At 73.4% G+C, this 23374-nt stretch carries 20 protein-coding genes; 9 read left to right on the top strand and 11 right to left on the bottom strand.

Annotation, left to right across the window (positions count from 1 at the left end; genetic code table 11):
* Positions 1–279 precede the first annotated feature (279 nt).
* The 5 genes from ACFU9E_RS13065 to ACFU9E_RS13045 all read left to right on the top strand — a co-directional run bounded on the left by ACFU9E_RS13065 (position 280) and on the right by ACFU9E_RS13045 (position 6374).
* Positions 280–1620 carry a cryptochrome/photolyase family protein gene (locus tag ACFU9E_RS13065; RefSeq protein WP_380688522.1) on the top strand — a complete coding sequence of 447 codons (1341 nt, stop codon included), beginning with the start codon at positions 280–282 and terminating at the stop codon, positions 1618–1620.
* Positions 1621–1848: 228 nt separating this feature from the next.
* Positions 1849–3327: an endonuclease/exonuclease/phosphatase family protein gene (locus ACFU9E_RS13060; RefSeq protein WP_380688520.1), complete on the top strand. Its 1479-nt coding sequence runs from the start codon at positions 1849–1851 to the stop codon at positions 3325–3327.
* Between the two features lie 14 nt (positions 3328–3341).
* Positions 3342–5342 carry a phosphocholine-specific phospholipase C gene (locus ACFU9E_RS13055; RefSeq protein ID WP_380688518.1) on the top strand — a complete coding sequence of 667 codons (2001 nt, stop codon included), beginning with the start codon at positions 3342–3344 and terminating at the stop codon, positions 5340–5342.
* Between the two features lie 104 nt (positions 5343–5446).
* Positions 5447–5920: a VOC family protein gene (locus ACFU9E_RS13050; RefSeq protein ID WP_380683324.1), complete on the top strand. Its 474-nt coding sequence runs from the start codon at positions 5447–5449 to the stop codon at positions 5918–5920.
* 4 nt (positions 5921–5924) lie between these two features.
* Positions 5925–6374 carry an SRPBCC family protein gene (locus tag ACFU9E_RS13045; RefSeq protein WP_380683325.1) on the top strand — a complete coding sequence of 150 codons (450 nt, stop codon included), beginning with the start codon at positions 5925–5927 and terminating at the stop codon, positions 6372–6374.
* A gap of 30 nt (positions 6375–6404) precedes the next feature.
* On the opposite strand, the gene ACFU9E_RS13040 is transcribed toward ACFU9E_RS13045, so the two are convergent.
* The 7 genes from ACFU9E_RS13040 to ACFU9E_RS13010 form a co-directional block, all read right to left on the bottom strand.
* On the bottom strand, positions 6405–7661 hold the full coding sequence (locus tag ACFU9E_RS13040) for an aromatic acid exporter family protein (protein ID WP_380683326.1): 1257 nt from the start codon (positions 7659–7661) through the stop codon (positions 6405–6407).
* A 14-nt stretch (positions 7662–7675) separates the two neighbouring features.
* Positions 7676–8419: a polyprenol monophosphomannose synthase gene (locus ACFU9E_RS13035; RefSeq protein WP_380683327.1), complete on the bottom strand. Its 744-nt coding sequence runs from the start codon at positions 8417–8419 to the stop codon at positions 7676–7678.
* Positions 8420–8516: 97 nt separating this feature from the next.
* Positions 8517–8783, bottom strand: a complete 267-nt coding sequence (locus tag ACFU9E_RS13030) for a GlsB/YeaQ/YmgE family stress response membrane protein (RefSeq protein ID WP_380683328.1) — start codon at positions 8781–8783, stop codon at positions 8517–8519.
* A 113-nt stretch (positions 8784–8896) separates the two neighbouring features.
* Positions 8897–10096, bottom strand: coding sequence for an ABC transporter ATP-binding protein (locus tag ACFU9E_RS13025; protein ID WP_380683329.1), 1200 nt, complete (start codon positions 10094–10096; stop codon positions 8897–8899).
* Positions 10097–10105: 9 nt separating this feature from the next.
* On the bottom strand, positions 10106–10939 hold the full coding sequence (locus tag ACFU9E_RS13020) for a carbohydrate ABC transporter permease (RefSeq protein ID WP_380683330.1): 834 nt from the start codon (positions 10937–10939) through the stop codon (positions 10106–10108).
* Entirely contained in the window at positions 10936–11856 is a 921-nt protein-coding gene (locus ACFU9E_RS13015; RefSeq protein ID WP_380683331.1) for a carbohydrate ABC transporter permease, read from the bottom strand. Before ACFU9E_RS13015 ends, ACFU9E_RS13020 begins: the two co-directional genes overlap by 4 nt.
* Positions 11853–13124, bottom strand: a complete 1272-nt coding sequence (locus ACFU9E_RS13010) for an ABC transporter substrate-binding protein (RefSeq protein ID WP_380683332.1) — start codon at positions 13122–13124, stop codon at positions 11853–11855. Before ACFU9E_RS13010 ends, ACFU9E_RS13015 begins: the two co-directional genes overlap by 4 nt.
* Positions 13125–13349: 225 nt before the next feature.
* On the opposite strand from ACFU9E_RS13010, the gene ACFU9E_RS13005 reads away from it, so the two are divergent.
* Positions 13350–16478, top strand: a complete 3129-nt coding sequence (locus ACFU9E_RS13005) for an AMP-binding protein (RefSeq protein WP_380714993.1) — start codon at positions 13350–13352, stop codon at positions 16476–16478.
* A gap of 24 nt (positions 16479–16502) precedes the next feature.
* Here the strand turns inward: ACFU9E_RS13005 and ACFU9E_RS13000 are convergent, their stop codons facing one another.
* Positions 16503–17414: an NmrA family NAD(P)-binding protein gene (locus ACFU9E_RS13000; RefSeq protein WP_380683333.1), complete on the bottom strand. Its 912-nt coding sequence runs from the start codon at positions 17412–17414 to the stop codon at positions 16503–16505.
* A gap of 108 nt (positions 17415–17522) precedes the next feature.
* On the opposite strand from ACFU9E_RS13000, the gene ACFU9E_RS12995 reads away from it, so the two are divergent.
* From ACFU9E_RS12995 to ACFU9E_RS12985, 3 genes are all read left to right on the top strand, one after another.
* Complete coding sequence (locus ACFU9E_RS12995) at positions 17523–18263, top strand: TetR/AcrR family transcriptional regulator (RefSeq protein ID WP_380683334.1); 741 nt, start codon at positions 17523–17525, stop codon at positions 18261–18263.
* 73 nt (positions 18264–18336) lie between these two features.
* The gene (locus ACFU9E_RS12990) at positions 18337–18780 is read left to right on the top strand and encodes a DUF4259 domain-containing protein (protein ID WP_380683335.1); all 444 of its coding nucleotides are present in this window, start codon (positions 18337–18339) and stop codon (positions 18778–18780) included.
* A gap of 454 nt (positions 18781–19234) precedes the next feature.
* Positions 19235–20137, top strand: coding sequence for a zinc-binding dehydrogenase (locus tag ACFU9E_RS12985; protein ID WP_380683336.1), 903 nt, complete (start codon positions 19235–19237; stop codon positions 20135–20137).
* Positions 20138–20146: 9 nt separating this feature from the next.
* On the opposite strand, the gene ACFU9E_RS12980 is transcribed toward ACFU9E_RS12985, so the two are convergent.
* The 3 genes from ACFU9E_RS12980 to ACFU9E_RS12970 are packed head-to-tail and all read right to left on the bottom strand — an operon-like array spanning position 20147 to position 23247.
* The gene (locus tag ACFU9E_RS12980) at positions 20147–20686 is read right to left on the bottom strand and encodes a GNAT family N-acetyltransferase (RefSeq protein ID WP_380683340.1); all 540 of its coding nucleotides are present in this window, start codon (positions 20684–20686) and stop codon (positions 20147–20149) included.
* A 13-nt stretch (positions 20687–20699) separates the two neighbouring features.
* The gene (locus ACFU9E_RS12975; RefSeq protein ID WP_380714991.1) at positions 20700–21404 is read right to left on the bottom strand and encodes a lasso peptide biosynthesis B2 protein; all 705 of its coding nucleotides are present in this window, start codon (positions 21402–21404) and stop codon (positions 20700–20702) included.
* 19 nt (positions 21405–21423) lie between these two features.
* Positions 21424–23247, bottom strand: a complete 1824-nt coding sequence (locus tag ACFU9E_RS12970) for an albusnodin/ikarugamycin family macrolactam cyclase (RefSeq protein ID WP_380683338.1) — start codon at positions 23245–23247, stop codon at positions 21424–21426.
* Positions 23248–23374 lie beyond the last annotated feature (127 nt).

The following is a 23374-nucleotide window of genomic DNA, read 5'->3' as shown; positions in this document are numbered from 1 at the left end:
CCCACCCTCCCGCCGCCCGCTACTTTTTTTAAAAACACACATCTTGTTCGGCGGGCTGCCCCCAAAACACAAACCGGGGGGTTATATGCGCGCCCGCCACGTCCGCGAAGATCACCGCCAACGCATCACTGCACGCAGTTGATCAATTACCCAACAATTTCTGAGCCCGGGCTTCGGACCCCGTACCCCCGGCGGGGGCGCGTGCCGCTACGGCGCGCGCCCCCGCCGTTTGCGTGCCGCACCCCGCGCGGGCCCCGGCCGTGCCAGGCTCGTCGCTCCATGACTCTCGCCATCGCCCTGCTCACCCAGGACCTCCGCCTGCACGACAACCCCGTGCTGCACGCCGCCCGCGCCGCCGCCGACGAGGTCGTCCCGGTCTTCGTCCTGGACCCGGAGATCGCCGCCACCGGCTTCGCCGCGCCCAACCGCGCGGCCTTCCTCGCCGGCTGCCTCGCCGACCTGGACGCCTCGCTGCGCCCGCTCGGCGGCCGGCTGGTACTGCGCCGCGGACCCGCCGCCCCCGCCACCGCCCGGCTCGCGGCCGAACTGCACGCCGCCTCGGTGCACGTCGCCGCCGGCGTGAGCGCCTTCGCCCAGCGCCGCGAACAGGCGCTGCGCGCCGCGCTCGGCGACCGCCTGCACGTCCACGACGGCTCGCTCACCGCCGTCGTCCCCGGCGCGGTGACCCCCGCGGGCAAGGACCACTACGCCGTCTTCACCCCGTACTTCCGCGCCTGGTCGCAGGCGCCCCGCCGGACGGTCCACCGCCCGCCGGGGAGCCTGCGCACGCCGGACGGCATCGTGAGCGAGCCCGTCCCCACCGCGCGGCCGGACTCGCCCGCGCTCCCGCCGGGCGGCGAGCGGGCCGGCCGGCGGCTCTGGCGCGGCTACCAGCGCCACGACCTCGACCGCTACGCCGACCTGCACGACGACCTCGCGGCCGACGCCACCTCGCGCCTCTCGCCGTACCTGCACTTCGGCTGCCTGTCCGCCACCGAGCTGGCGGCCGGGGCGCTGCGGCACGGCGGCGACGGTGCCGAGGCGTTCGTCCGCCAGCTGGTCTGGCGCGACTTCCACCACCAGGTGCTCGCCGCCCGCCCGCAGGCCGCCCGGCACGCCTACCGCGACCGGGGTGACCACTGGCTGCCGGAGGACGACGAGGAGTGCGCCGCCTGGCGCGCCGGGCGCACCGGCATCCCGCTGGTCGACGCCGGGATGCGCCAGCTCGCCCACGAGGGCTGGATGCACAACCGGGCCCGGCTGGTCACCGCCTCCTTCCTCACCAAGACCCTCTACCGGGACTGGCGGATCGGGGCGCGCCACTTCCTGCGGCTGCTGGTGGACGGGGACCTCGCCAACAACCAGCTCAACTGGCAGTGGGTGGCGGGCACCGGGACGGACACCCGGCCGAACTGGGTGCTCAACCCGCTGGCGCAGGCCGACCGGCTCGATCCGGACGGCGCCTACGTCCGGCGCTGGGTCCCGGAGCTGGCGCACGTCCCGGGGCGGGCGGTGCACCGGCCGTGGCTGCTGGACCGGCGCCCGGCCGGCTACCCGGGCCCGCTGGTCGACCCGGCGGCGTTCTCCCGACGCCTGCGCGACGCCCGCGGCCTGGACTGATCCACGGCACCCGGCTGCCCCGGCGCCACAGTTCCCGAACCTCCCGACATTGCGTCACGTTTCGTTCACGTCCCGGTCGCTGACCTTCGGATGAATGGGCCACGCCCCGCAGTTGTACAGCCAACTGTCGATGGGGCTCCTCCTCCCAGCCTCCGTCAGCAGCCGCGGACGGCACCGGTCCGGTACCCCCCCCGGCGGCCCGGTGCCCGAGCGGCGGACAGGACATCCGTGGCCACCGGCAGCACCCTGACCATCGCTCCGTCCAACCCGTCCAACCCGTCCACGCCGTCGAACAACCCCTTCGAGGGCGACCGCCTCACCTTCCACTGGACCACCGACGCCCCCGACCCCAAGAACTGGGTCGGCATCTACGACGGCGCCCGCCGGCCGGGCAACGGCGGCTCGCTGCTCTGGAAGTACACCCCGGGCACCGCCGGCGACGTCCAGCTCGACACCTCCGCGCTCACCGGCGGCCCGTACACCGCCTACCTGCTCGCCAAGGACGGCTACGGCGTCCTCGCCAGTACCGAGCCCTTCACCTTCCGCCCCAAGCCCGCCGTGCTCCGCCCGCACGCCGTCGTCGACGCCTTCGCCGCCACCCCGGTGGCCCCGGGCGGGGCCGTCACGGTCAAGCTCGGCGGCCTCTGGTCGCGCCCCGCCGGCAACCCGGCCAGCGGCGCGGCCTTCCGCAAGGTCTCCGGCCCGGGCTGGCTGACGGTTGCCGTCGACGGCACCGTCACCGGCACCGCGCCGGCCGGCAAGGCGCCGCGCACCCCGGAGGTGCTGCTCGTCGGGGTCAAGGACACCACCGGCGCCACCGACACCCTCACCGTGCTGCTCCCGGTCGCCGATCCGGCCGCCGCGCCGCGCCTCAAGGTGGCGAGCTGGAACCTCGCCGACGCGGGCTCCGCCTTCACCGACGCGGTCGAGAAGCAGCTGCGCGTCGTGCTGGCCCAGGGCCTGGACGTGCTGGCGCTCCAGGAGACGGCCGGCACGGCCGCGAGGACCCTCGCCGACGCCCTCGGCTGGTACGCCCACCAGAGCGCCGGCAGCGTCGGCATCCTCAGCCGCTACCCGCTGACCGCCGTCACCGCGCCGACGCCCGACCTGCCCGCCGCCGCGGCGAGCGTGCAACTGCCGGGCGGACGCGCCGTGCGCGTCTGGAGCGCGCACCTGGACGAGGCCGACTACGGCCCGTACGCCGCCCAGGACGGGCGCACCGCCGCGCAGATCACCGCCGCCGAGAACGCCTCCGTCCGCCTCCGGCAGGCCAGGGCGCTGGCCGCCGCCGTACAGGCCGACGCCGCCGCCGGCGTGCCGGTGGTCCTGGCCGGCGGGCTGTCCTCGCTGTCCCACCTGGACTGGACGGCCGCCACCGCCGCCGCGCACAGCGGCGTCGGGGCGCTCGATTGGCCGGTCACCGCGGTGCTCCAGGCCGCCGGGCTCACCGACACCTACCGCGAGGAGAACCGGGACCCGGCCAAGGCGCCGGGCACCACCTGGTCGCCGGTCCGCAAGCAGCGCGCCGCCGGCAAGGCCGAGCCACAGGACCGGATCGACTACGTGTTCTACCGCGGCCGGCTGAAGCTGGTCGAGGCGCACACCCTGGTCGCCGACTGGCCGGCCACCGCCGCCGACCCGGTCGCCCTCGCCGCCAACCAGTGGCCCTCCGACACCGCCGCCGCGGTCGCCACCTTCCAGCTCTGAAAGGCCAGTTCGCGATGTCCGACCTTTCCCGCCGCACCTTCGTCGGCGCCACCGCGGCCGCCGGCGCCGCCGCCCTGACCGGCCTGCCCGCCGCCCCGGCCCAGGCCGCCCCCGCCTCCGCCCCGGCCCGGCTCACCGGCACCATCAAGGACGTCCGGCACGTCGTGGTGCTGATGCAGGAGAACCGCAGCTTCGACCACTACTTCGGCACCCTCGGCGGTGTGCGCGGCTTCGGCGACAAGCAGGCGTTGCAGTTCCCCGACGGCACCGACGTGTTCCGCCAGCCCGACCCGCGCCGCAGCGACGGCAACGTGATGCTGCCGTACCGGATGGACACCTCGAAGTACAACGCGCAGAACGCCGGCGGCCTGCCGCACGACTGGGCCACCGGCCACCAGGCCATCAACAACGGCGCGATGAACAAGTGGATCGCCGCCAAGGGCGAGCGCACCATGGGCTACTTCACCCGTGAGGACATCCCCTACCAGTACGCGCTGGCCGACGCTTTCACCCTCTGCGACGCCTACTTCACCTCGCTCGCCGGCCCGACCGACCCCAACCGGCTCTACCTGTGGACCGGGACCGCCGGCCCCGGCCGCGACGGTACCACCGGCCCCTGGATCGACAACACACCGGTCACCGACAACCCCGTCGCCGACTGGACCACCTACGCCGAGCGCCTCCAGCAGGCCGGCGTGAGCTGGCGGGTCTACCACAACCCCAGCAAGGACGACCGCACCGGCGACTACGACGACAACGCGCTCTCCTACTTCAAGCAGTTCCACCACTTCCCCGAGGACGACCCGCGTTACCTCAACGCGATGACGAAGTTCGACCCGGCGGCCTTCGACGCGCACTGCAAGGACGGCACCCTGCCGACCGTCTCCTGGCTGGTCGCCCCCTACCTGTTCTCCGAGCACCCCGAGGCGGGCCCGGCGTACGGCGCGCACTGGGTCAACCAGGCCCTGCAGTCGCTGATGTCCAACCCGGACGTGTGGCGGCACACCGTCTTCCTGGTGATGTACGACGAGAACGACGGCTACTTCGACCACATGGTGCCGCCCACCCCCGAGCCCGGCACGCCCGAGGAGTTCACCCAGGGCCGCGCCATCGGCCTCGGCAACCGGGTGCCGCTCTGGGTCATCTCGCCCTGGTCGCGCGGCGGCTGGGTCAACTCCCAGGTCTTCGACCACACCTCGGTACTGCGCTTCATGGAGCAGGTGACCGGCGTCGCCGAGCCCAACATCTCCGCCTGGCGTCGCGCCGTCTGCGGCGACCTCACCAGCTGCTTCGACTTCGCGGCGCCCGACCACTCGATCCCGCAACTCCCCGACACCAACGCCCTGATGGCCAGGGCCGACGCCGGGACGAAGCTGCCGGGCGTGCAACTCCCGGCCGTCGGCACCCAGTCGATGCCGGTCCAGGAGCGCGGCGAGCGCCCGCACCGCCATCTGCCGTACCAGCCCTGGGCCGAGGCCGAGGTGGACCGCCGCACCGGCCGGGTCACCTGCACGATGAGCAACGACGGCGCCGTCGCCTTCCCGTACACCGTCTACCCGAACATCGCGTTGCCGTTCGCCGGCACGCCCTTCACGGTGGCGCCGGGCGCCTCGGCGACGTACGTCTGGGAGGCCGCGGCGACCAACGGCCGCTACGACTTCACCGTGCACGGCCCGGACGGCTTCGTCCGCCGCTTCGCCGGCACCGTGATCCGCGACGGCGCGGGCAGCGCGAGCGTCCCGGAGGGCCAGAACGACGTCGGCATCCCGATCGTGACCGCCGACCTCGCCAAGTCCGGCCGGCTCACCCTCCAGCTGGTCAACGACGGCATGACCGACGTCTGCTTCTCCGTCGCGCCGAACGACTTCGCGGGCACCGCGCAGACCGTCTGGGTGCGGCCCGGCAAGCAGACGAACCTCACCTGGCCGCTGGACAGGCAGGGCCGCTACGACGTGCTGGTCACCGCCGCCACCGGCCAGCGCTTCACCCGCCGTTACGCGGGCTGGGTGCACTGAGCCACCGGCGCCCCCGGCCCGCGCCGCGGCCCGGGGGCGCCGAACCGGTGACCCCCGGCCGTGGCGCGGCCGCCCGGCCCGGGCCCGCCGCTACCGTCGGCTCCATGCAGCAGATCACCCCATGCCTCTGGTACGACGACCAGGCCGAGGAGGCCGCCCGCTACTACACCTCGGTCGTCCCGAACTCGCGGATCACCGGCGTCACCCACTACACCGAGGCGGGCCCCGGCACGCCCGGCACGGTGGTGACCGTCGCCTTCGAACTCGACGGCCGCCCCTTCGTCGCCCTCAACGGCGGCCCGGTCTTCCCGTTCACCGAGGCGGTCTCGCTCCAGGTGCACTGCGACGACCAGGCGGAGGTGGACCGGCTCTGGGCGGCGCTGCTGGAGGGCGGCGGCCAGGAGAGCCAGTGCGGCTGGCTCAAGGACCGCTGGGGCCTCTCCTGGCAGATCACCCCGCGCATCCTGATCGACCTGATCGCCGACCCGGACCGGGAGAAGGCCGCCCGGGTGACCCGGGCCATGCTGACCATGCGCAGGATCGACATCCGGCAGCTGCTCGACGCGGCCGAGGGGTGAGCGCATGGCCGTCCCCGCCTACCGCCACGTCTCCTACCTGCTCGCCACCCCGCAACGGGTCTGGCACGCGCTCACCAATCCGGACGAGTCCGGCCTCTACTGGGGCCACCGCAACGTCTCCACCTGGCAGCCGGGCGCCCGCTGGGAGCACCAGCGCGCGGACGGCTCCGGCGTCGCCGACGCCGTCGGCACGGTGGAGGTGGCCGAGCGGCCGAACCGCCTGGTCACCACCTGGTCCGGCCCCGGGCAGGAGCGGGTGAGCGGGCCCTCCCGGGTGACCTTCGAGCTGCGCTCCCACCGGGACCTCACCCGGCTGACCGTCACCCACGACAACCTGGCCGACGAGGCCGAGCGCGCCGACGCCGAGGCGGGCTGGTCGGCGGTGCTGTCCAATCTGAAGACCTACCTGGAGACCGGCCACCCGCTCCCGCAGGACCCCTGGTCGATGCCCTGAGGCCTCGCGCTCCCGCCCGGAGGCCCCGCCTCAGCCCCGCCCGGCCCGCTTGCGCCGGCGCCGCGCCCGGCCGAACCCCGGACGGTCGCCGCGTACCCACCGGCGCAGCCGGCCGAGCCGGGAGAACCGCTCCCGGCTCGCCACCGACGCCCGGTCCAGCTCCTCCATCAGCCGCCGGGAGCGGTGCTCCAGGTCCAGCTCGTCGAGGATCCGGTCGACCTCGGTCAGCAGCGAGCCGAGCAGGTGCCAGGCGTCCGGGTCCGCCCGCACCTGCTCCAGCAGCAGCCGGGCGACGTTCTCCCGGCTCGCCCAGGCGGCGGCCAGTTCGGAGTTGAGCCGCTCCTCGGCCTCCTCGGCGTTCAGGCTGACCTGGGTGGTCACCAGCACGGCGAAGCTCACCAGCGCGCCGCCGACGTGCGCGAACAGCTCCTCCATCGCCACCGCCAGCGCCGGGGAGACCAGCGGCTCGCCGGGCGCGCGGCGCTTGGCGAGGTCGGTCAGCGAGCGCGAGATGACCCGGATCACCACCACGCAGATCTCCAGGGTGTCCAGCCCGGTGCGCAGCACCAGCCGGGAGAGCAGCCCCTCGCTGACCCGCAGGTTGAACCGCAGGCTGTCCTCCGCCTGCCGCAGCGCCGCGTCGACGTCCGCGATCGCCTGGTCGAGCCGGCGGGCCTCGTGCAGCCGCTCGGCGGCGTCCGCGACCGGGGTCGGCCGGCCGAGCTGGTCGGAGAGGTCGAGCAGCAGGTGCCGGGCCCGGCGCGAGAGGTCCTCGATCGACTCGCCCGCTGTGTCCACCCAGACCGGTGGCGCGAAGACCAGGTTGAACAGCAGGCCGACGCCCGCGCCGATCAGCGTCTCCAGCACCCGGTCCCAGGCCCGGGAGGTCACCTGGGTGACGCCGAGGATCAGCATCGCGCTGATCGCGACCTCCTGGACGAACTCGTCCACCCGGACGAACCGGCCGATCACCAGCGAGGCCAGGATGATCAGCCCGAGGCTCCACCAGGAGAGCCCGACCACCGTGCTGAAGCCGATCGCGATCAGCACGCCGACCACCACCGAGTTCACCCGGCGGATGCTGGTGGTGAGCGTGGAGTAGACGGTGACCTGGACGACCAGCAGCGCGGTGAGCGGCGCGGTCAGCGGGGCCGGCTCGCTGCTGAGCCAGGTCGCCACCACGTAGGAGAGCGTGGCGGCGACGGTGGCCCGGGCGGTCTGCACGGCGAAGGGCTCGCGGGCGGCGCGCCGCACCAGTGCGGCGGCCCGGTCGGGCGCCAGGACCACGCGGCCCTCCTTCCCTACGGCTTGTCGCGGCGCCCCTCGCGCAGCAGCTTCCACGGTGCGAGCGCCGACTCCACCTGTACCCCGAGGCTCATCTTGGACGCGCCCTCGACCCGCTCCTCGAAGCGGATCGGCACCTCCTTGATGGTGAGCCCCTGCCGCACCACCCGGTGGTTCAGCTCGACCTGGAAGGAGTACCCGTTGCTCTGCACCGACGGCAGGTCGATCGCCCGCAGGGTCTGCGCGCGCCAGGCCTTGTAGCCGGCGGTGGCGTCCCGCACGCCGAGGCCGAGGATGGTGTTCACGTAGAGGTTGGCCCAGGCGGAGAGCGCCTTGCGGTGCCACGGCCACTCCTCGGCCGTCGATCCGCCCGGCACGTACCGGGAGCCGAGCACCACCGCGGTGTCGTCGGCCAGCAGGGTCGTCACCATCAGCGGCAGCACGGAGGCCGGGTGGGAGAGGTCGGCGTCCATCTGCACGACCACGTCCGCGCCCTCCTCCAGGGCCCTGGTCATGCCGGCCACGTAGGCGCGGCCGAGGCCGTCCTTCTCGGTGCGGTGCAGCACCCGGATCCGGCCGCCGGACTCGGCGGCCAGCTTGTCGGCGACCTCGCCGGTGCCGTCGGGGGAGTTGTCGTCGACCACCAGCAGGTGCAGGTTCGGCAGGTCGAGGTCGGCCAGCAGTCCGGCGAGGACGGGAAGGTTCTCCCGCTCGTTGTAGGTGGGCACGACCACAACGACCTTCGGGGAGGCCTCAACCATCGTCTGTTCCCTCGCGAGTTCGGCGGCACCGCGGCCGGTCCGCGGTACGGCCGTGCGAGTCTAGCCGCGCCGTCGCGGACGCCGTCGCGCCGGACCGTCATCTGGTCCGGCGGGTGCTCCAGGCGGGGGCGACGACCGCGACCAGGGCGACGGCGAAGCCGAGCTGGAGCAGATGGCGGATCCAGTCGATCCCGGACGTGTTCCGCACGCCGATCCATCCGGAGACCGCGTTGCCCAGCCAGGCCCCGGCGGCGCCGAGCAGCATGGTCAGCCACCACGGAATGGCCTGCGGGCCGCGCAGGATGAGCTTGGCGATCACGCCGAGCACGAAGCCGATGAGCAGAATCCACAGGAGCTGGAACATCGCATTCCACCTTTCGAGGCGCGTTCCCCCATGATCGCCCGAACCGTCCGGCACGGCACGTCCAGCGGGGGAGCGGGGTCGGTCGCGCCCCCGCCTGCCCCTTCCCGCGTGGTCTAACCGTCCGTTTCCCGCTCCTCACCCGGCTCGCCGCTGAGCGCCGCCCCGGTGTCCGGATCGAAGACGTGCAACCGCTCGGTGTCGATCCACAGCTCCAGCGGGGCGCCCTCGGCCGCCCGGGTGGTGGTGCCGATCCGGGCGACCACCTCCCGGCCCGGCGCGCCCGCGCCCGCCTCCGCCTGCCGCGCGCCGATCTCCTCCAGACCGCCGCCGGAGACCGCGTCGCCCTCCACGGTGAAGTGCGCGTAGACGTCCGAGCCGACCGATTCGAGCACCTCGACCCCGACCGTGACGGTCGTGCCGCCGACCGGGTGCTCCAGCAGCGCGGCGTCCTCGAAGTGCTCCGGGCGGATGCCGACCACCACCTCGCGCGGTGCGTTCGCGGCCGTCAGCCGCCGGCGCAGCCGGTCACCCAGCGGCAGGTCGCCGAGCGCGGTGCGCAGCGCGCCGTCCTCCAGCCGGCCGTGCAGCAGGTTCATGCCGGGCGAGCCGATGAACCCGGCGACGAACAGGTTGGCCGGCCGGTCGTACAGGCGCTGGGGCGGGCCGACCTGCTGGACCACACCGGCCCGCAGCACCACCACCCGGTCGCCGAGCGTCATCGCCTCCACCTGGTCGTGGGTGACGTAGACGGTGGTGGTGCCCAGGCGCCGCTGCAGCCGGGAGATCTGGGTGCGCATCTGCACCCGCAGCTTGGCGTCCAGGTTGGACAGCGGCTCGTCCATCAGGAACGCCTTGGGGTCGCGGACGATCGCCCGGCCCATCGCGACGCGCTGGCGCTGGCCGCCGGACAGGTTGGCGGGCCGGCGGTCCAGGTGCTCGGTGAGGTCGAGGATCCGGGCGGCCTCCTCCACCTTGGCGGCGACCACCGCCTTGTCGGTCTTCGCCAGACGCAGGGCGAAGCCCATGTTCTGACGGACCGTCATGTGCGGGTAGAGCGCGTAGCTCTGGAACACCATCGCGATGTCCCGGTCCTTGGGCGCCCGGTCGTTGACCACCTGCCCGCCGATCCGCAGGGTGCCGCCGGTGATGTCCTCCAGCCCCGCGATCATGTTCAGGGTGGTGGACTTCCCGCAGCCCGAGGGGCCGACCAGGATGACGAACTCGCCGTCGGCGACCGTCAGATCGAGGTCGTGGACGGCCACCGAGCCGTCCGGGTAGCGCTTGCTGATGCCGTCGAGGACGATCTCCGCCATCGGTCCGCGTCATCCCTTCACTGCGCCGGCGGTCAGACCGGCCACGATGCGGCGTTGGAAGAAGAGCACGAACAGCACGATCGGCACCGTGATCACCACGGCCGCGGCGGCGATCGAGCCGGTCGGCTGCTGGAACTGGGAGCTGCCGGTGAAGAAGGCGATCGCGGCCGGCACGGTGCGCGCGGCGTCCGTGGAGGTCAGCGAGATCGCGAAGAGGAAGTCGTTCCAGCAGAAGATGAAGACCAGGATGGCGGTGGTGAACACACCCGGCGCCGCCAGCGGCGCGATCACCAGCCGGAACGCCTGGGCGGGCGTGGCGCCGTCCACCTTGGCGGCCTTCTCCAGCTCCCACGGGATCTCCCGGAAGAACGCCGACAGCGTGTAGATCGCCAGCGGCAGCGAGAAGGTCATGTACGGGATGATCAGCCCCACCCAGGTGTCGAAGATCCCCAGCACCCGCTCGATCTCGAACAGCGGCGAGACCAGCGAGATCGGCGGGAACATCGCGATCAGCAGCGACATCCCGATCAGCAGCCGCTTGCCGGGGAAGCGCAGCCGCGCCACCGCGTACGCCGCCATGGTGGCGAGCACCACCGCGATGGTGGTGGAGATCACCGCGATGCCGATCGAGTTGACCAGCGCCCGGGTGAACTCCGAGGTGCGGAAGATGCCGCGGTAGTTCTCCAGCGTCCAGACCCGCGGCACGAAGTTGCCGTCCGTCAGGGTGGACGGGTCCTTGAACGACAGCGCGGCGATCCACCAGACCGGGAACAGCGCGTACAGCACCACCACCAGGTTGACCACACCCCAGCCCGCCGCCGACCGGGCCCGTCGGGCGGTCACCGGTGCTCCGCCGAACCGCCGGGCGCGGCGGCGCCGAACACCTTGACGAAGACCAGGGCGATCGCCGCCACGCAGAGGAACACCAGCACCGAGATCGCCGAGCCGATGCCCAGGTTGAGCGCGGTGAACAGGTTGTCGTAGCCGAGGATCGAGACCGAGCCGGTGTTGTTGGCGCCACCGGTCAGCACGTAGATGTTGTCGAAGATCCGGAACGCGTCCAGGGTGCGGAACAGCAGCGCCACCAGGATGGCCGGCTTCATCAGCGGCAGGATCACCAGCCGCAGCCGCTGCCCGAAGCCGGCACCGTCGACCATCGCCGCCCGCACCGTCTCGGTGGGCACCAGCGCCAGGCCCGCCAGCAGGAGCAGGGCCATGAAGGGGGTGGTCTTCCACACCTCGGCCAGCACGATCAGGCCGATCGCCGGCCAGTGCTCGGTGAGTGGCGCGCTGTCCGCCGGCAGCAGCGCCGCCAGGTACCCGGTGCCGGGCGTCCAGGCGTACTGCCAGGAGTAGGCCGCCACCACGGTGACGATGCCGTACGGCACCAGCACCGCCGTGCGCACCAGGCCCCGCCCGACCATCGCCCGGTGCATCACCAGCGCCAGCGCCAGGCCCAGCACCAGCTCGGCCGCCACCGAGACGACGGTGATCACCACCGTCACCCAGAGCGCCTGCCACCAGTACGTCGAGGTCAGCACGGCGCCGTAGTTGGCGAAGCCGATGAACGCGGAGCGGTCCGGGAAGCGCAGGTCGTAGCGCTGGAAGGAGAGGTAGACGGCGTAACCGACCGGATAGGCCGTCACCAGCAGCATCACCAGCACGGCGGGGGCGCACAGCAGCCAGCCGAGCCGCCGCTCCTGCCGGGAGCCCTCGGAGAGCCGGCCGGCTCCCGCGGTCCTCGTCCTGGTCGCGGTCATGGAATCAACCCCTTCGAGCCGAGCGCGTCCCTGATCTGGCCGGAGAGGTCCGCCACCGTGCGTTCCGGATCCACCGACGACGGCGGCGAGAGGGCGTGCGCGACGGCGATCGAGACGTTCTGGTACGCGGGCGTCTGCGGCCGCACCGACGCGGAGTCGAGGGCCTTCAGCACGTCCGCCGCGAACGGGTAGCTCCGGGTGAGCTCGGCGTCGGTGTACAGGCTGCGCAGCGACGGCGGCAGGCCGCCCTTGAGCGCGTTGGTCAGCTGGTTCTCGCGGTTGCGCAGGCACAGGACGGCCTCCTGCGCGGCCTCCGGGTGCCGCGAGTAGCCGCCCACCGCGAGGTCGATGCCGCCGATGGTCACCGTCGCCGGCCGCCCCGGGACGACCGACGGGTAGGGCGCCCAGCGGAAGTGCGGGAACAGCTCGGGCTTGTTCTCCTTCATCGACGGATAGACGAAGGGGTAGTTGAGCTCGAAGGCGGCGGTGCCGGACTCCATCGCCAGCCGGTTCTCGTCCTCCTTCTGGTTGGACAGCGAGGGGTCGGCGGCGGGGGAGACGGCCAGGTCCCGGATCGCCCGCGCGGCGGTGACGGCCGGCTCGCCCAGCGAGGGCGCCATGGCGTCGGGGGTGAGGATCGAGCCGCCGGCGCTGGTCACCAGGGTGTTGAACCAGACCGTCAGGCCCTCGTACTGCGCGCCCTGCACCTCGACGAAGTGCGGCTTGCCCTGCTCCGCCAGCCGCCGTGCGGCGGCGAGCATCTCGTCCCAGGTGGCGGGGGCGGTGGACACCAGGTCGTCGCGGTACCAGAGCAGTTGGGTGTTGGAGTTGTACGGGACGGCGTACAGCCGGTCCTTCCAGGTGGCGGTCCGCAGCGCGGCGGCCAGGGTGTCCGCGCTCGCCCGCTCGCGCAGCGCGCCGGTCCACTCGCGCACCCAGCCGGCCTCCGCGAACTCGGGCGTCCAGGTGACGTCCAGGCCCATGATGTCCACGCCGGTGTCGTGCGCGGCCAGCCGGCGCACCAGCTGCTGGCGCTGGCCGTCGGAGATGCGCGGCAGCTTGTTGTAGCGGATCGAGTAGCGCCCGCCGGAGTCGCGGCCGCAGGTGTCCGCGGCCTGCTGCAACGCGCCCGAGTCGTCGGGGAAGTTGTACCAGTCGAGGACGACCGCCCCGCCGCCCCCGGACCCCCCGCCGCTGCCGCAGCCGGCCAGCGCCCAGGCGAGCAGCAGCACCAGGGCGAGGGCGACCCGGTGGTTCGGTCTGGGCATCGCTACTCCCTCCGGTGGACCGGCCCGCGGCTGGCCCACGGTAGGCCGGGCGACCGCCGCCCGCGGCGACCCGCCGCCACGACACCCCCGGGACCGCCCGGGCGGGCTAGGGCAGCCTCCGTTCGACGAAGATCCGCCGGACCGCCGGACAGCTCTGGCGGGCGACGGCGCCGAGCCGCTACGGTCTGGACCAGCCACCCGTCCTGGCCTCTTCCGGGAGTCGTCATCAGCACCCGAACCACCGTCAGCGCCGCGCCCGCCACCGCCGTTTCGGCCACCGCCGTCCCGGAGCCCGCCGCGCTCACCCTGCCCGACCTGCTCGACGACCGGGCGCGGCGGCACCCCGACCGGCCCGCGCTGCTCGTCCCCGGCCGCCCCCCGCTCGACTACCGGACCTGGCGCGAGCGCGCGGTGCGCGCCGCCCACGGCCTCGCCCGGGCCGGCGTCCGGCCGGGGGAGCGGGTGCTGCTGCTCTTCCCCAACCGGGCCTGGGACGACTACGCGGTGGCCTTCCTGGCCGCGCACTACGCCGGCGCGGCGGGTGTCGTCGTCCGCGAGGACCTGAGCGCCGAGGACACCGCCCGGCTGGCCGGCGACAGCGCGGCGGCCCTCGCCGTCGCCCACTCGGCCGAGGACGAGCGCGCCTCCGCCGCCGGCCTGCGCACGCTGCGGCCGGCCGACCTGGAGACGGACGGCGACGGCGAGGGGGAACCGCCGCAGCGCCCCGGCCCCGGCGACCTCGCCCAGGTCATCGGCACCTCCGGAACCACCGGCGCGCCCAAGGGCGTGCACGCCGCCCACGCCAGCCTCACCGCCGGCCAGAGGCTCGACCCGCGTCCGCGCCCCTACGCCCACTCCGCGCACGCGCTGCACGCCTTCCCGATCGGCACCAACGCCGCCCAGGTGGTCCTGGTCAACGCCCTGGTCGCCGCGCCCGCGACGATCTGCCTGCCGCGCTTCGACGCCGAGGAGTTCGGCCGGACCGTCGCCGAGCACCGGGTCGGCACCGTCTTCCTGGTCCCGTCGATGGCCGTCGAACTCCTCAACTCGGGCGTCGCCGCCCGGCACGACCTCGGCAGCGTCCTGCTGATCAGCTCCTCCGCCGCCGCGCTGCCCGCCCCCGTCGCCACCGCCCTGCGCACGGCCCTGCCGACCGCGACCCTGGTCAACACCTACACCTCCGCCGAGGCGTCCCCCGCCCAGATATCCGCCGTCGTCGACGCCCGCCGCCCCGGCTCGGTCGGCCGCCCCGCCAACCCCGGCGACCTGCGGCTGCTCGGCGAGGACGGCCGGCCCGTCGAGCCGGGCGCCGTCGGCGAGGTCTGGCTGCGCCAGCCCGGCCCGCCGCGCGGCTACACGGCCGGCGCCGCCGCCTCGGCCGCCGTCTTCCGGGACGGCTGGGTGCGGATGGGCGACCTCGGCCGGCTCGACGCCGACGGCTACCTCCACCTGGTCGACCGGGAGAGCGACGTCATCAAGTCCGGTGCCCTCAAGGTCTCCACGCTGCGCATCGAGGACGTCCTGCACGCCCACCCGCGCGTCGCCGACGCCGCCGCGCTCGGCCTGCCGCACCCCGTGATGGGCGCCGTGCCGGTGGCCGCCGTGGTGCCCGCCGCCGACGGCCTGGACCTCGACGAACTGCGGCTCTTCCTCGCCGAACGGCTCGGCCGGGCCGAACTGCCGGTCCGCATCCTGCTCACCGACCGGCTGCCCCGCAACCCCAGCGGCAAGGTCGTCAAGCACGAACTGCGCACCCGCTTCGAGGAACCGGCCCCGGCCGCCGTCGGCACTCCGCCCGCCACCGAGCACGAACGCGCCCTCGCCGCCGTCTGGCGCCGGATCCTCGGCCGGCCCGTGGACGCCGTGGAGGAGGAGTTCTTCGCCCTCGGCGGCGACTCCTTCCGCGCCGTCCAGCTGGCCGCCGCCGTGTCCGCCGAGTTCGGCGTCACCGCCACTACCGCCCTGGTCTTCGAACGCCCCTCGCTGCGCGCCCAGGCCGCCTGGCTCGCCGCCGCCCCGAAGAACGCCGACGCCCTGCTCCCGGTGGACGACGTCGACCTCTCCCCGTTCCTGCGCGAACTGCGCGCCCAGCCGCACGACATCCCGCTCACCTCCCAGCAGGAGAACTTCCTGCGCTGGATGGCCGAGGCCGAGGGCCGCAACGTCGGCTCGGTCGCCGTCATGTTCCGCGTCACCGAGGCACTGAACCCCGGCCTGCTGACCGAGGCCCTGTACGAGGCGGTGCGTCGCCACCCGGCGCTGCGCACCCGGTTCGTGCCGGTGCCGGGCGCCGTACCGGGGGTCCGGCGCGCCGTCGTCGACGCCGAGCCGGAGGTCGAGGCCATCCTGGTCGACGCCCCCGGCGAGAGCGACGACGAGGTGTCGGCCCGGCTGATCGCGGTGCGCGACCGGCTCACCGACGTCGGCGAGGGCCCGATGACCGGCCTCGCCGTGGTCAGCCGGGCGCCCGACGACCACGCCGTGCTGCTCGCCGTGCACCACATCGTCGGTGACGGCTGGTCGGTCGGCGTCCTGCTGCGCGACCTCGGTGTCATCTACTCGGCGCTGCGCCGCGGCCGGCCCGCGCCCCCGCCGCGCCCGATGCCGACGCTCGGCGAGCTGGTCGCCGGCGCCAACGCCCACTGGCCGGTCTCCCGGGCCCACTTCGCCCGGACCCTGGCCGGCGCGCCCGAGGCGGTGCACCCGTTCCCCGGCCGCGCCGACACCGAGACGGTGCTCAGCGCCGCCCACCGCCTCACCGTCCCTGCCGCCCGGGCCGCCGCACTGCGCGAGCGGGCCGCCGAGGCCGGGGCGACCCCCTTCCAGGCGCTCGCCACCGTCTGGCTCGGCCTGCTGGCGGAGCGCAGCGGCCAGGACGACCTCGTGCTGATGACCCCCGTCCCCGGCCGCACCACCCCCGAGGCCGAACAGGCCGTCGGCTGCTTCGTCCAGTCCCTGCTGCTGCGGGTCGACGCCTCCGGTGCCCCCGGCTTCGCCGAACTCCTCGCCCGGGTCCGGGACACCGCCACCGCGGCGCTGGACCACCAGCTCTACCCGTTCGCGGAGTTCAGCCCGCTGGCGCCGTTCGCCGCCTGGCTGCGCTACGAGAGCTGGAACGCCCCCGCCCAGCTCCCCGGCCTCGCCTGCACGGCCTGGGAGGTCCCGCGCAGCGCCACCGTCCCCTACCCCCTGCCCGGCGGCGACCGGCACGTGCCCGAACTCGCCGCCACCGAGCAGCCCGACGGGTCGCTGGTCTGCTGGCTGCGCTACAACGAGCACGCCTTCACCCCGGCCGCGGTCGAGTCGCTGGCCGCCGCGCTGGAGGCCCGCATCACCGACGCCGCCGGCGGCTGAGCGCGCCCGGCCGCGCGCCCGCCGCTACGGGGTACCGAGCAGGCGTGCGTGCAGGGCGGCGGCGCCGGTCTCGGCGAGCCAGTCCGCCAGGGTGCGCAGCCCGGGGTGGATGACGCGCAGTGCCTCGATGTCGGCGTGCCAGCGGTGTCCGGCGGCCCACTGCCGCCGGACCTCCGCGAACTCCGGGTTCAGCGCGGTCGCCTGCTCGTGGGTGGCGTACTCGTAGCGCACCGGGATGCCGGTCGCGGAGCTGATCAAGGCGGCGGCCTCGACCGGGGTGAGGTCGTCGCCGGCCAGCTCCAGGGTCCGTCCGGCGAACCGCTCCGGCTGCTCGAAGGCCAGGGCCGCGAACTCGGCGATGTCCTCCAGGGCGATGACCTGAAGGGGGTCGTGCGGGGTGAACAGGTGCCGGTGGACGCCGTCGACGATCCCGTCGAGGCCGACGCCGGTCCCGAAGTAGTTCGTCATGAACCGCACCGGACGCAGCACGGTCACCAGCGGGAACCGCTCGCGCAGGTACTGCTCGACGCGCCGTTTCCCGGGGGCCGCGAACGCCGCGCCGGAGGTCGAGGCGACGCCGGTGAACACCACCTGCCGGATGCCGGCGGCCACCGCGGCGTCGGCCAGCGCCCGGCCGCGGGTGAACTCCAGTTCCTGGTCGATGCCCTTCGGCCCGTAGGCGACGGGCGGCACGGCGAACAGCGCGGTGGTGCCGGCCAGCGCGGGTTCGAGGCTCGACGGCTCGTCGAAGTCCGCGCGGACCAGCTCGGCCCCGGCGTTCGCGAGCGCCACGGCGGCGGGCGCGGACGGGTCCCGGACCAGCGCGCGCACCGCCCGGCCGCCGGCCAGCAGCCGCCGTGCCGTCGCGGCGCCCTGCTTGCCGGTGGCGCCGGTCACGGCGACGGTGGCCCAGGCGGTGTCGGGTTCGGTGGTCATGTTGTCCTCCGTGTTTCTCGGGGCCCGGTGGGGAACCGGAGCGATCGGCCCGAGGTATCTGGAATACTCCAACCCGGTTGGCTCGGGAGGGGCAAGGGGTTTCGTGACATGACCGCATTGATCGGCGGTGGCGACCGGGTGGATGCCCGCCGCAACCGGGCCAAGGTGCTGTCCGCCGCCGGCGAGGCGTTCGCCGAACAGGGGCTCGACGTCCCGCTGGGCGAGATCGCCCGCCGGGCGGGTGTCGGCGCCGGCACCGTGTACCGGCACTTCCCGAGCAAGCAGGCGCTGCTGGAGGCGGTGTTCGTCCAGCACCTGAACGACCTGGTCGCCTCCGGCGAGCGGCGGATGGCCCGCTTCGCGCCCACCGAGGCGTTCTTCGGGTTCCTCCTCGACGTCGTGGAGACGTCCCACCGGCGCGGGCCCATGTGCGATGTCGTGGCCTCCGACGCGAGCTGGCCGCGACCGGTGCTCACGGCTTCGGTGCTGAGGTTCCGCCAGGTGCTGGCGGCACTGCTGGAGGCGGCGCAGCGGGTCGGCGGCGTCCGCGCCGACATCGGCCCCGAGGACGTCGTCGCGCTCACCCTCGGGTGCGTCTCGATGCTCACCGCGCGCCGTGATCGAGCGGCCGGCCACAGGCTCGTCCGGCTGACCCTGGACGGGTTGCGGCCTTCCGCTCCTGTCACGGAAGTGCGCGGCTTTCGTGACGGCCTCGGTGGCCACGGGGCCGCGGTCGCGTCCTGCGAGGAGTGCGGGGCCGCGATCGCCGTCCGGCCCACCGGGCGCCCGGTGCGCTACTGCGGCGCCACCTGCCGCCAGCGGGCCCGCCGCCGACGCCTCGCGGGCTGACCTGCGTGCATTCCGCGTGCCCGATTGTCAGTGGCCGGTGCGAGGATGCCGTCACCGACTTGAGGAGATCACCATGGGTACCTGGGACATCGGCCACTTCGACAACGACACCGCCGCCGACTTCTCCGGCACGCTGGACGAAACGCCCCTGGCCGAACGGGAGGCCGTGGTGCGCCGCGTCCTGACGCTCGCCGCCGACACCGGGGCCGAGGACTACCTGGACGTCGACGAGGCGGTGGAGGCCGTCGCCGCCGCGGCCCTCGTCGCCTCCCAGTGCCCCGGCGGCGAGCCCGTCACCACCAGCTACGGCCCCGACGAGCCCCTCCCGGTCTTCCCCACTGATCTGCGCCCGCTCGCCGCCGAGGCACTGGACCGCGTACTCGCCGAGGAGTCCGAACTCGCCGAGCTGTGGGACGAGAGCGAGGAGGGCCCCGCCTGGCGCCGCACCGTCAAGGACCTCCGCGCCGTCCTGGCGCCCGAGCCGGAGCCCGCCGGGGAGGCGCTGTTCGACGTCTGACCCCCAGGGGAGCGTTCGCGGCCGATCTCGGGGTGATCACCGATGACCGCCGACGGTTGTGGGCAGCAGAGTCGGTGCCGTCGACCAACCCCGCCCGACCCCGTCGAGGAACACCCTGACGCGTGTCCGTCGCGTCGACCGTCCAGCCGATCCGGCGCGACGCCTGACGACGCGGCGCCTTGGAGCTGGTGGCACCTGATCTGTCGAACCGGATGCCTGAGGGCCTCCCCGATCGCCGTCAGCTCGTCGTCGAAGGTGCGATTCATCGGGGGTCTCGCATGGCTGGGGGAGTGATCGTAGGGCCGGACGCAGCCTTGACCTCAAGTCGGGTTGATCTTGCAGGCTCGCAGTGTTCGCACTGACACACGAGCAGGGGGTAGGCAGCATGCGCGCCGTACAGGTACACCGTTTCGGAGGGCCCGAGGAACTGGTCCTCGGGGAGGTGCCGGATCCGGTGGCGGGACCGGGGCAGGTCGTGGTGGCGGTGGAGGTGGCCGGGCTGACGTTCATCGAGACGCAGATCAGGCGTGGCACCGATCCCTGGCACGAGCCGCCGGCGTTGCCATACGTGCCGGGCGGCTTGGTCGCCGGCCGGGTGGACGTGGTCGGTCCCGGGGTGGACCAGGCCTGGGCGGGGCGGCGGGTCCTCGCGTGGACCGGGGAGACCGGCGGCTTCGCCGAGCGGGCGGTGGGCTCGGTCGAGGCGCTCTTCCCGGCTCCGGACGGCCTGGGCCTGCGTGAGGCGGTGGCGCTCTACAGCGACGGCAGCACGGCGCAGGGGCTGGTCGAATACGCCCGGATCCGCCCTGGGGACTGGGTCCTGGTGGAAGCTGCGGCGGGCGGGGTGGGCAGCCTCCTCGTTCAACTCGCCCGCGCCGCCGGCGCCCGGGTGATCGGCGCTGCCGGAAGCACGCGGAAGCTCGACGTCGTCCGCGAGCTGGGTGCCGACGCCGCAGTCGACTACCGCGCACCTGACTGGACGGGCGAAGTGCGCGCCCTCACCGCCGGCGCCGGCGCGGACGTGGTGTTCGACGGGGTCGGCGGCGACATCGGCCGGGCGGCGTTCGGGGTGACGGCGCGGGGCGGACGCTTCTCCGTGCACGGCGCCGCGAGCGGAGCGGCCACCTCCATCGATCCGGCGGTCGCGCGCCGCGCGGGCGTGGAGGTCATCGGCATCGACCAGCTATTCGGCTTCGGCGCCCACGTCAACCGCTGGGCCCGCGAGATCATGGCTGAAGCGGCGGCAGGTCGGGTCCGGCCCCTCATCGGCCAGACCTTCCCGCTGGACCGCGCCGCCGACGCCCACGCCGCCATCGAGCAACGCACCGCCCTCGGCAAGACCTTGGTGCTGGTGTGAGGACCTGAGCTACCCGGTGACCACTGACGGTCCGGTGAACTCCGTGGCGAGGGCGTCCATCACCACCTCGTCACAGACCTGCCCGAGCCAGTACCCGGCCTCCCGCAGCGCCCCGACCGTCCGGAACCCCGCCTTCTCGTAGGTGCGGACGGCCGGCCGGTTGGGCGCCAGCACCTTCAGCCAGACCATCCGCAGATTGGTGATGTGGAACGCGTAGTCCAGCACCAGCCGCGTCGCCGCCACCCCCAGCCCCCGCCCCCGCGCCTCCGGGGCCATCATCACCACGTACTCGGCCGTCCGGACGGCGGGATCCGGCAACAGCGTGGCGACGCCGACCGGCACGGCGTCGGCGTCGCCCGTGAGCTCGTAGACGGTGAACCGGATGTTGTCACCGCGTAGTTGCCGAGCCATCCCCTCCGTACGGGCCTCCAGCGACTCCGGCTGCTGCCGCCCGTACCCGACCAGTGAGGCCGGATGCTGCTCCCACCGCCAGTACGTCTCGACGAGATCGGCACGATAGGGCCCGAGGCCGCAGCCGCCGTCGCGGATCCAGATGATCGGGTCAGATTCGGTGACGATGGCGGGCTCCAAGGACGAGAACGGGTGTGTAGGCGCGCGTCGAATCCGGCTCGCCCACTGCTGTGCCGTCCTCAGTCTGCACCCAGGCGTGCAGCCGTACGGGATCAGCGGCAACTCCGTGACACCACGTCACGGTGAGGCGGCGGGTGGCCAGCAACAGGACGACAGCCGCTGACTCCTCCAGGCAGGCTGTACGGCCGGGGGCGTACCACCCGGCGGCTCGGACCGCATCAACAGCAGCTGCTGCCTCCTTCGGGGTGGCCGGACGACAGCCGGTTGACATTGCCAGCCGGATTGCGTGGACGACCCGCTGCATCGCCGTCCGGCGGCGTCCTGCTGCCTTGATGGAGGCCACCGCCGCGAGTGCACCTGTGCCACATAGGTGGTCTAACAACGACACCGGCTTCGGCCGGGCTGTACCGGCGACGTGCTCGGCGCTTCCCCAGCTGGCCCGTCCCGTGTGGGCCACGGTCAGCGGCCAGGGCGAGGCCGAGGTGGCGGGTACGAGGAGGCCGGCGGCCCGGAGTTGGTTGTTGAGCGGCTCGCCGAGCGCACGGCAGTCGCCGACGGGCGCGGCTCTGCGGAAACGATCGGCAGCAGCGGGGAGCAGACCTTGCACGCTGCCGGAGTGATAGTCGATGAGGACCAGGACGTGGCCGAAGTCGGTAGCGCGTACATGGCTGGGCATGGTGACCGCTTCGGCCGGTTCATCCATGGGACTCACCCCCTGTGGGGACCTGCGTCCAGCCGGGCAGCGGATCGCGATGGTGGACGGTGAGCCAGGCCTCGGTGGCGAGGGCCTGCTCGATGGTCGCGAGCGGCGTCGGCAGGCCTGCCGCGGCCTGCGCAAGGTGGCTGCGGAATCGGCCGGGATCAAGGAGGCCAAGCGCTGCGAGATGACCGTCGGCCATGATGGACAGCTCAGCCAGATTCGTGCGCAGCCCGGTGTAGTGGTCGGCGTTGAAACTACCCTTGGTTGTCCGTGCCGCAGTCTCGGGTGGTAGGAGTGAGGCCATCGCCTGGGCAAGGACCGGCTTGTAGGCGTGTTGCGGCGGACGCAGGTCGAGCGGCGTGGTCAACACTGTGTCCACGACGAGGGGATCCAGAAACGGGTTGTGCAACGCGATGCCGTAGGCAGTGGCCAGCTCAGCGTCGGCGGCAGCCGTGCGGGCGACCTCACGGACTTCGTCCACCAGAACCCGCACTGAGAAGTCGAGTCCGGGCAACGGATCGGCCACTTGGGCTATGCGCCGAGCGGCGTCGGCGAGGAGCTGAGCGGCAAGAGGGCTACCCCAGGCAGGGAAGGGGAGCAAGGGGAACCAGGTGGCTCTCCCGTGGTCGTCGCGTGCCCGGGTTCCCACAGTGGTTGCGAGGACGGCCGAGGCACGGCGACGACTGGTGTACGCGGTGCGGGTGGCGTCCCACAGCACGGGGCCGACGGATGCATGGCACAGCCGGGCCCAACCGAACGCTTCGCCCGCTGCGCGGCGCAGGCGGCGCTGACGGATCAGGTCGGCGAGGTGGATGGGCGGCTGGAACAGAATGCTGTCTCCGCCATCGCCGGTGAGGTGTGTCCGTGTTCCCAACTCTTCGCGCATCCAGGTCAACTGGCCGGCCAGCCTCGCGACGGTGAGCGTGGACGGCGCGGGCTCGTCGGTCGCCGGCACCTCGGTGATGGAGGTGTAGGGCCGGTGTTCATCAGCCAGCGGGAGCAGATGGTGGGTGATTCGGTGCGTGTAGCGGGCCGCCGATAGCCGCGCGTGACGGAGATCGGCTCCGCCGAGATCACCATCAGGATGAACGGTGACGGCGTTGAGGCGCCGGTCGGAAGGCAGCGCGTTGGCAGCCAGGAGCGTGAGGCTTGTGGAGTCCAGGCCACCGGAGAGATCGCATGAAAGCGTGGGGTCCGAATCGGTTCGCAGGGAAACCGCTTGTTCGAGGGAACGGCGCAGCCGAACCTCGGGCGGTGCGCAGCGTACGGGCGTTGGCCGCCAACTCGTGCTGATGCGAGGGGAGGAACCGTTGGCAGGCAGCTCGATTCTCGCACCAGGCGGTAGCTGTCGGACACCCTCGAAGAAGGACCGTCCGGCAGCCAGCGCGGGCACCGACGGGAGGAAGACGGCGCAAACCAGGCGTTCGGTGTCAATGGTTGCCGCCGTCAGCGCGGCGAGGGTCCGGGCAGACGTGGACCAGGCCCAACACCCGCCCCATGGGGTTGCGTAAACGGGAAGGGAGGCGGCGGGGTCAGTGTGCACGATGGTCCCGGAGACGGTCTCCTCGATCACCGCGTACGCACCGGCCCAGCGCCAGGCAACGTTGGTCGGCGGGCCGGAAGAGCTCAGCTGCGACAACTCGGATTCCTTGGCGCCGCAAGGGCCGAGGACGAAGATTCGATGGCTCTCGGTGGTGATCGGGAGAGCCCGGGCGGGCTGGCCGCCGAAGCGCCAGGCAGATGATCCGGCCGTGATCAGGTTGGCGCCGGTGGGACGCGGACGGGGTGCGGCCGTGGAGCTGAAGCCTCCGACGGGCATGTTTCCTCCTGGGGAGCAGGGAGGGGGAGTGGTGGGGGGGCGGGCCCGGGGGGGCGCCGCCCCCCCCCCCCCCCGCGGGGGGGGGGGGGCCCCGCGGAGCCACAGGCGCAACACCACGCCCACCCGC

It is taken from the genome of Kitasatospora sp. NPDC057595 (assembly GCF_042800875.1).
Taxonomy (GTDB): Bacteria; Actinomycetota; Actinomycetes; order Streptomycetales; family Streptomycetaceae; genus Kitasatospora.
The sequence above is the reverse complement of the archived record's forward strand: the minus strand, read 5'-3'. Positions and strand labels throughout refer to the sequence as shown.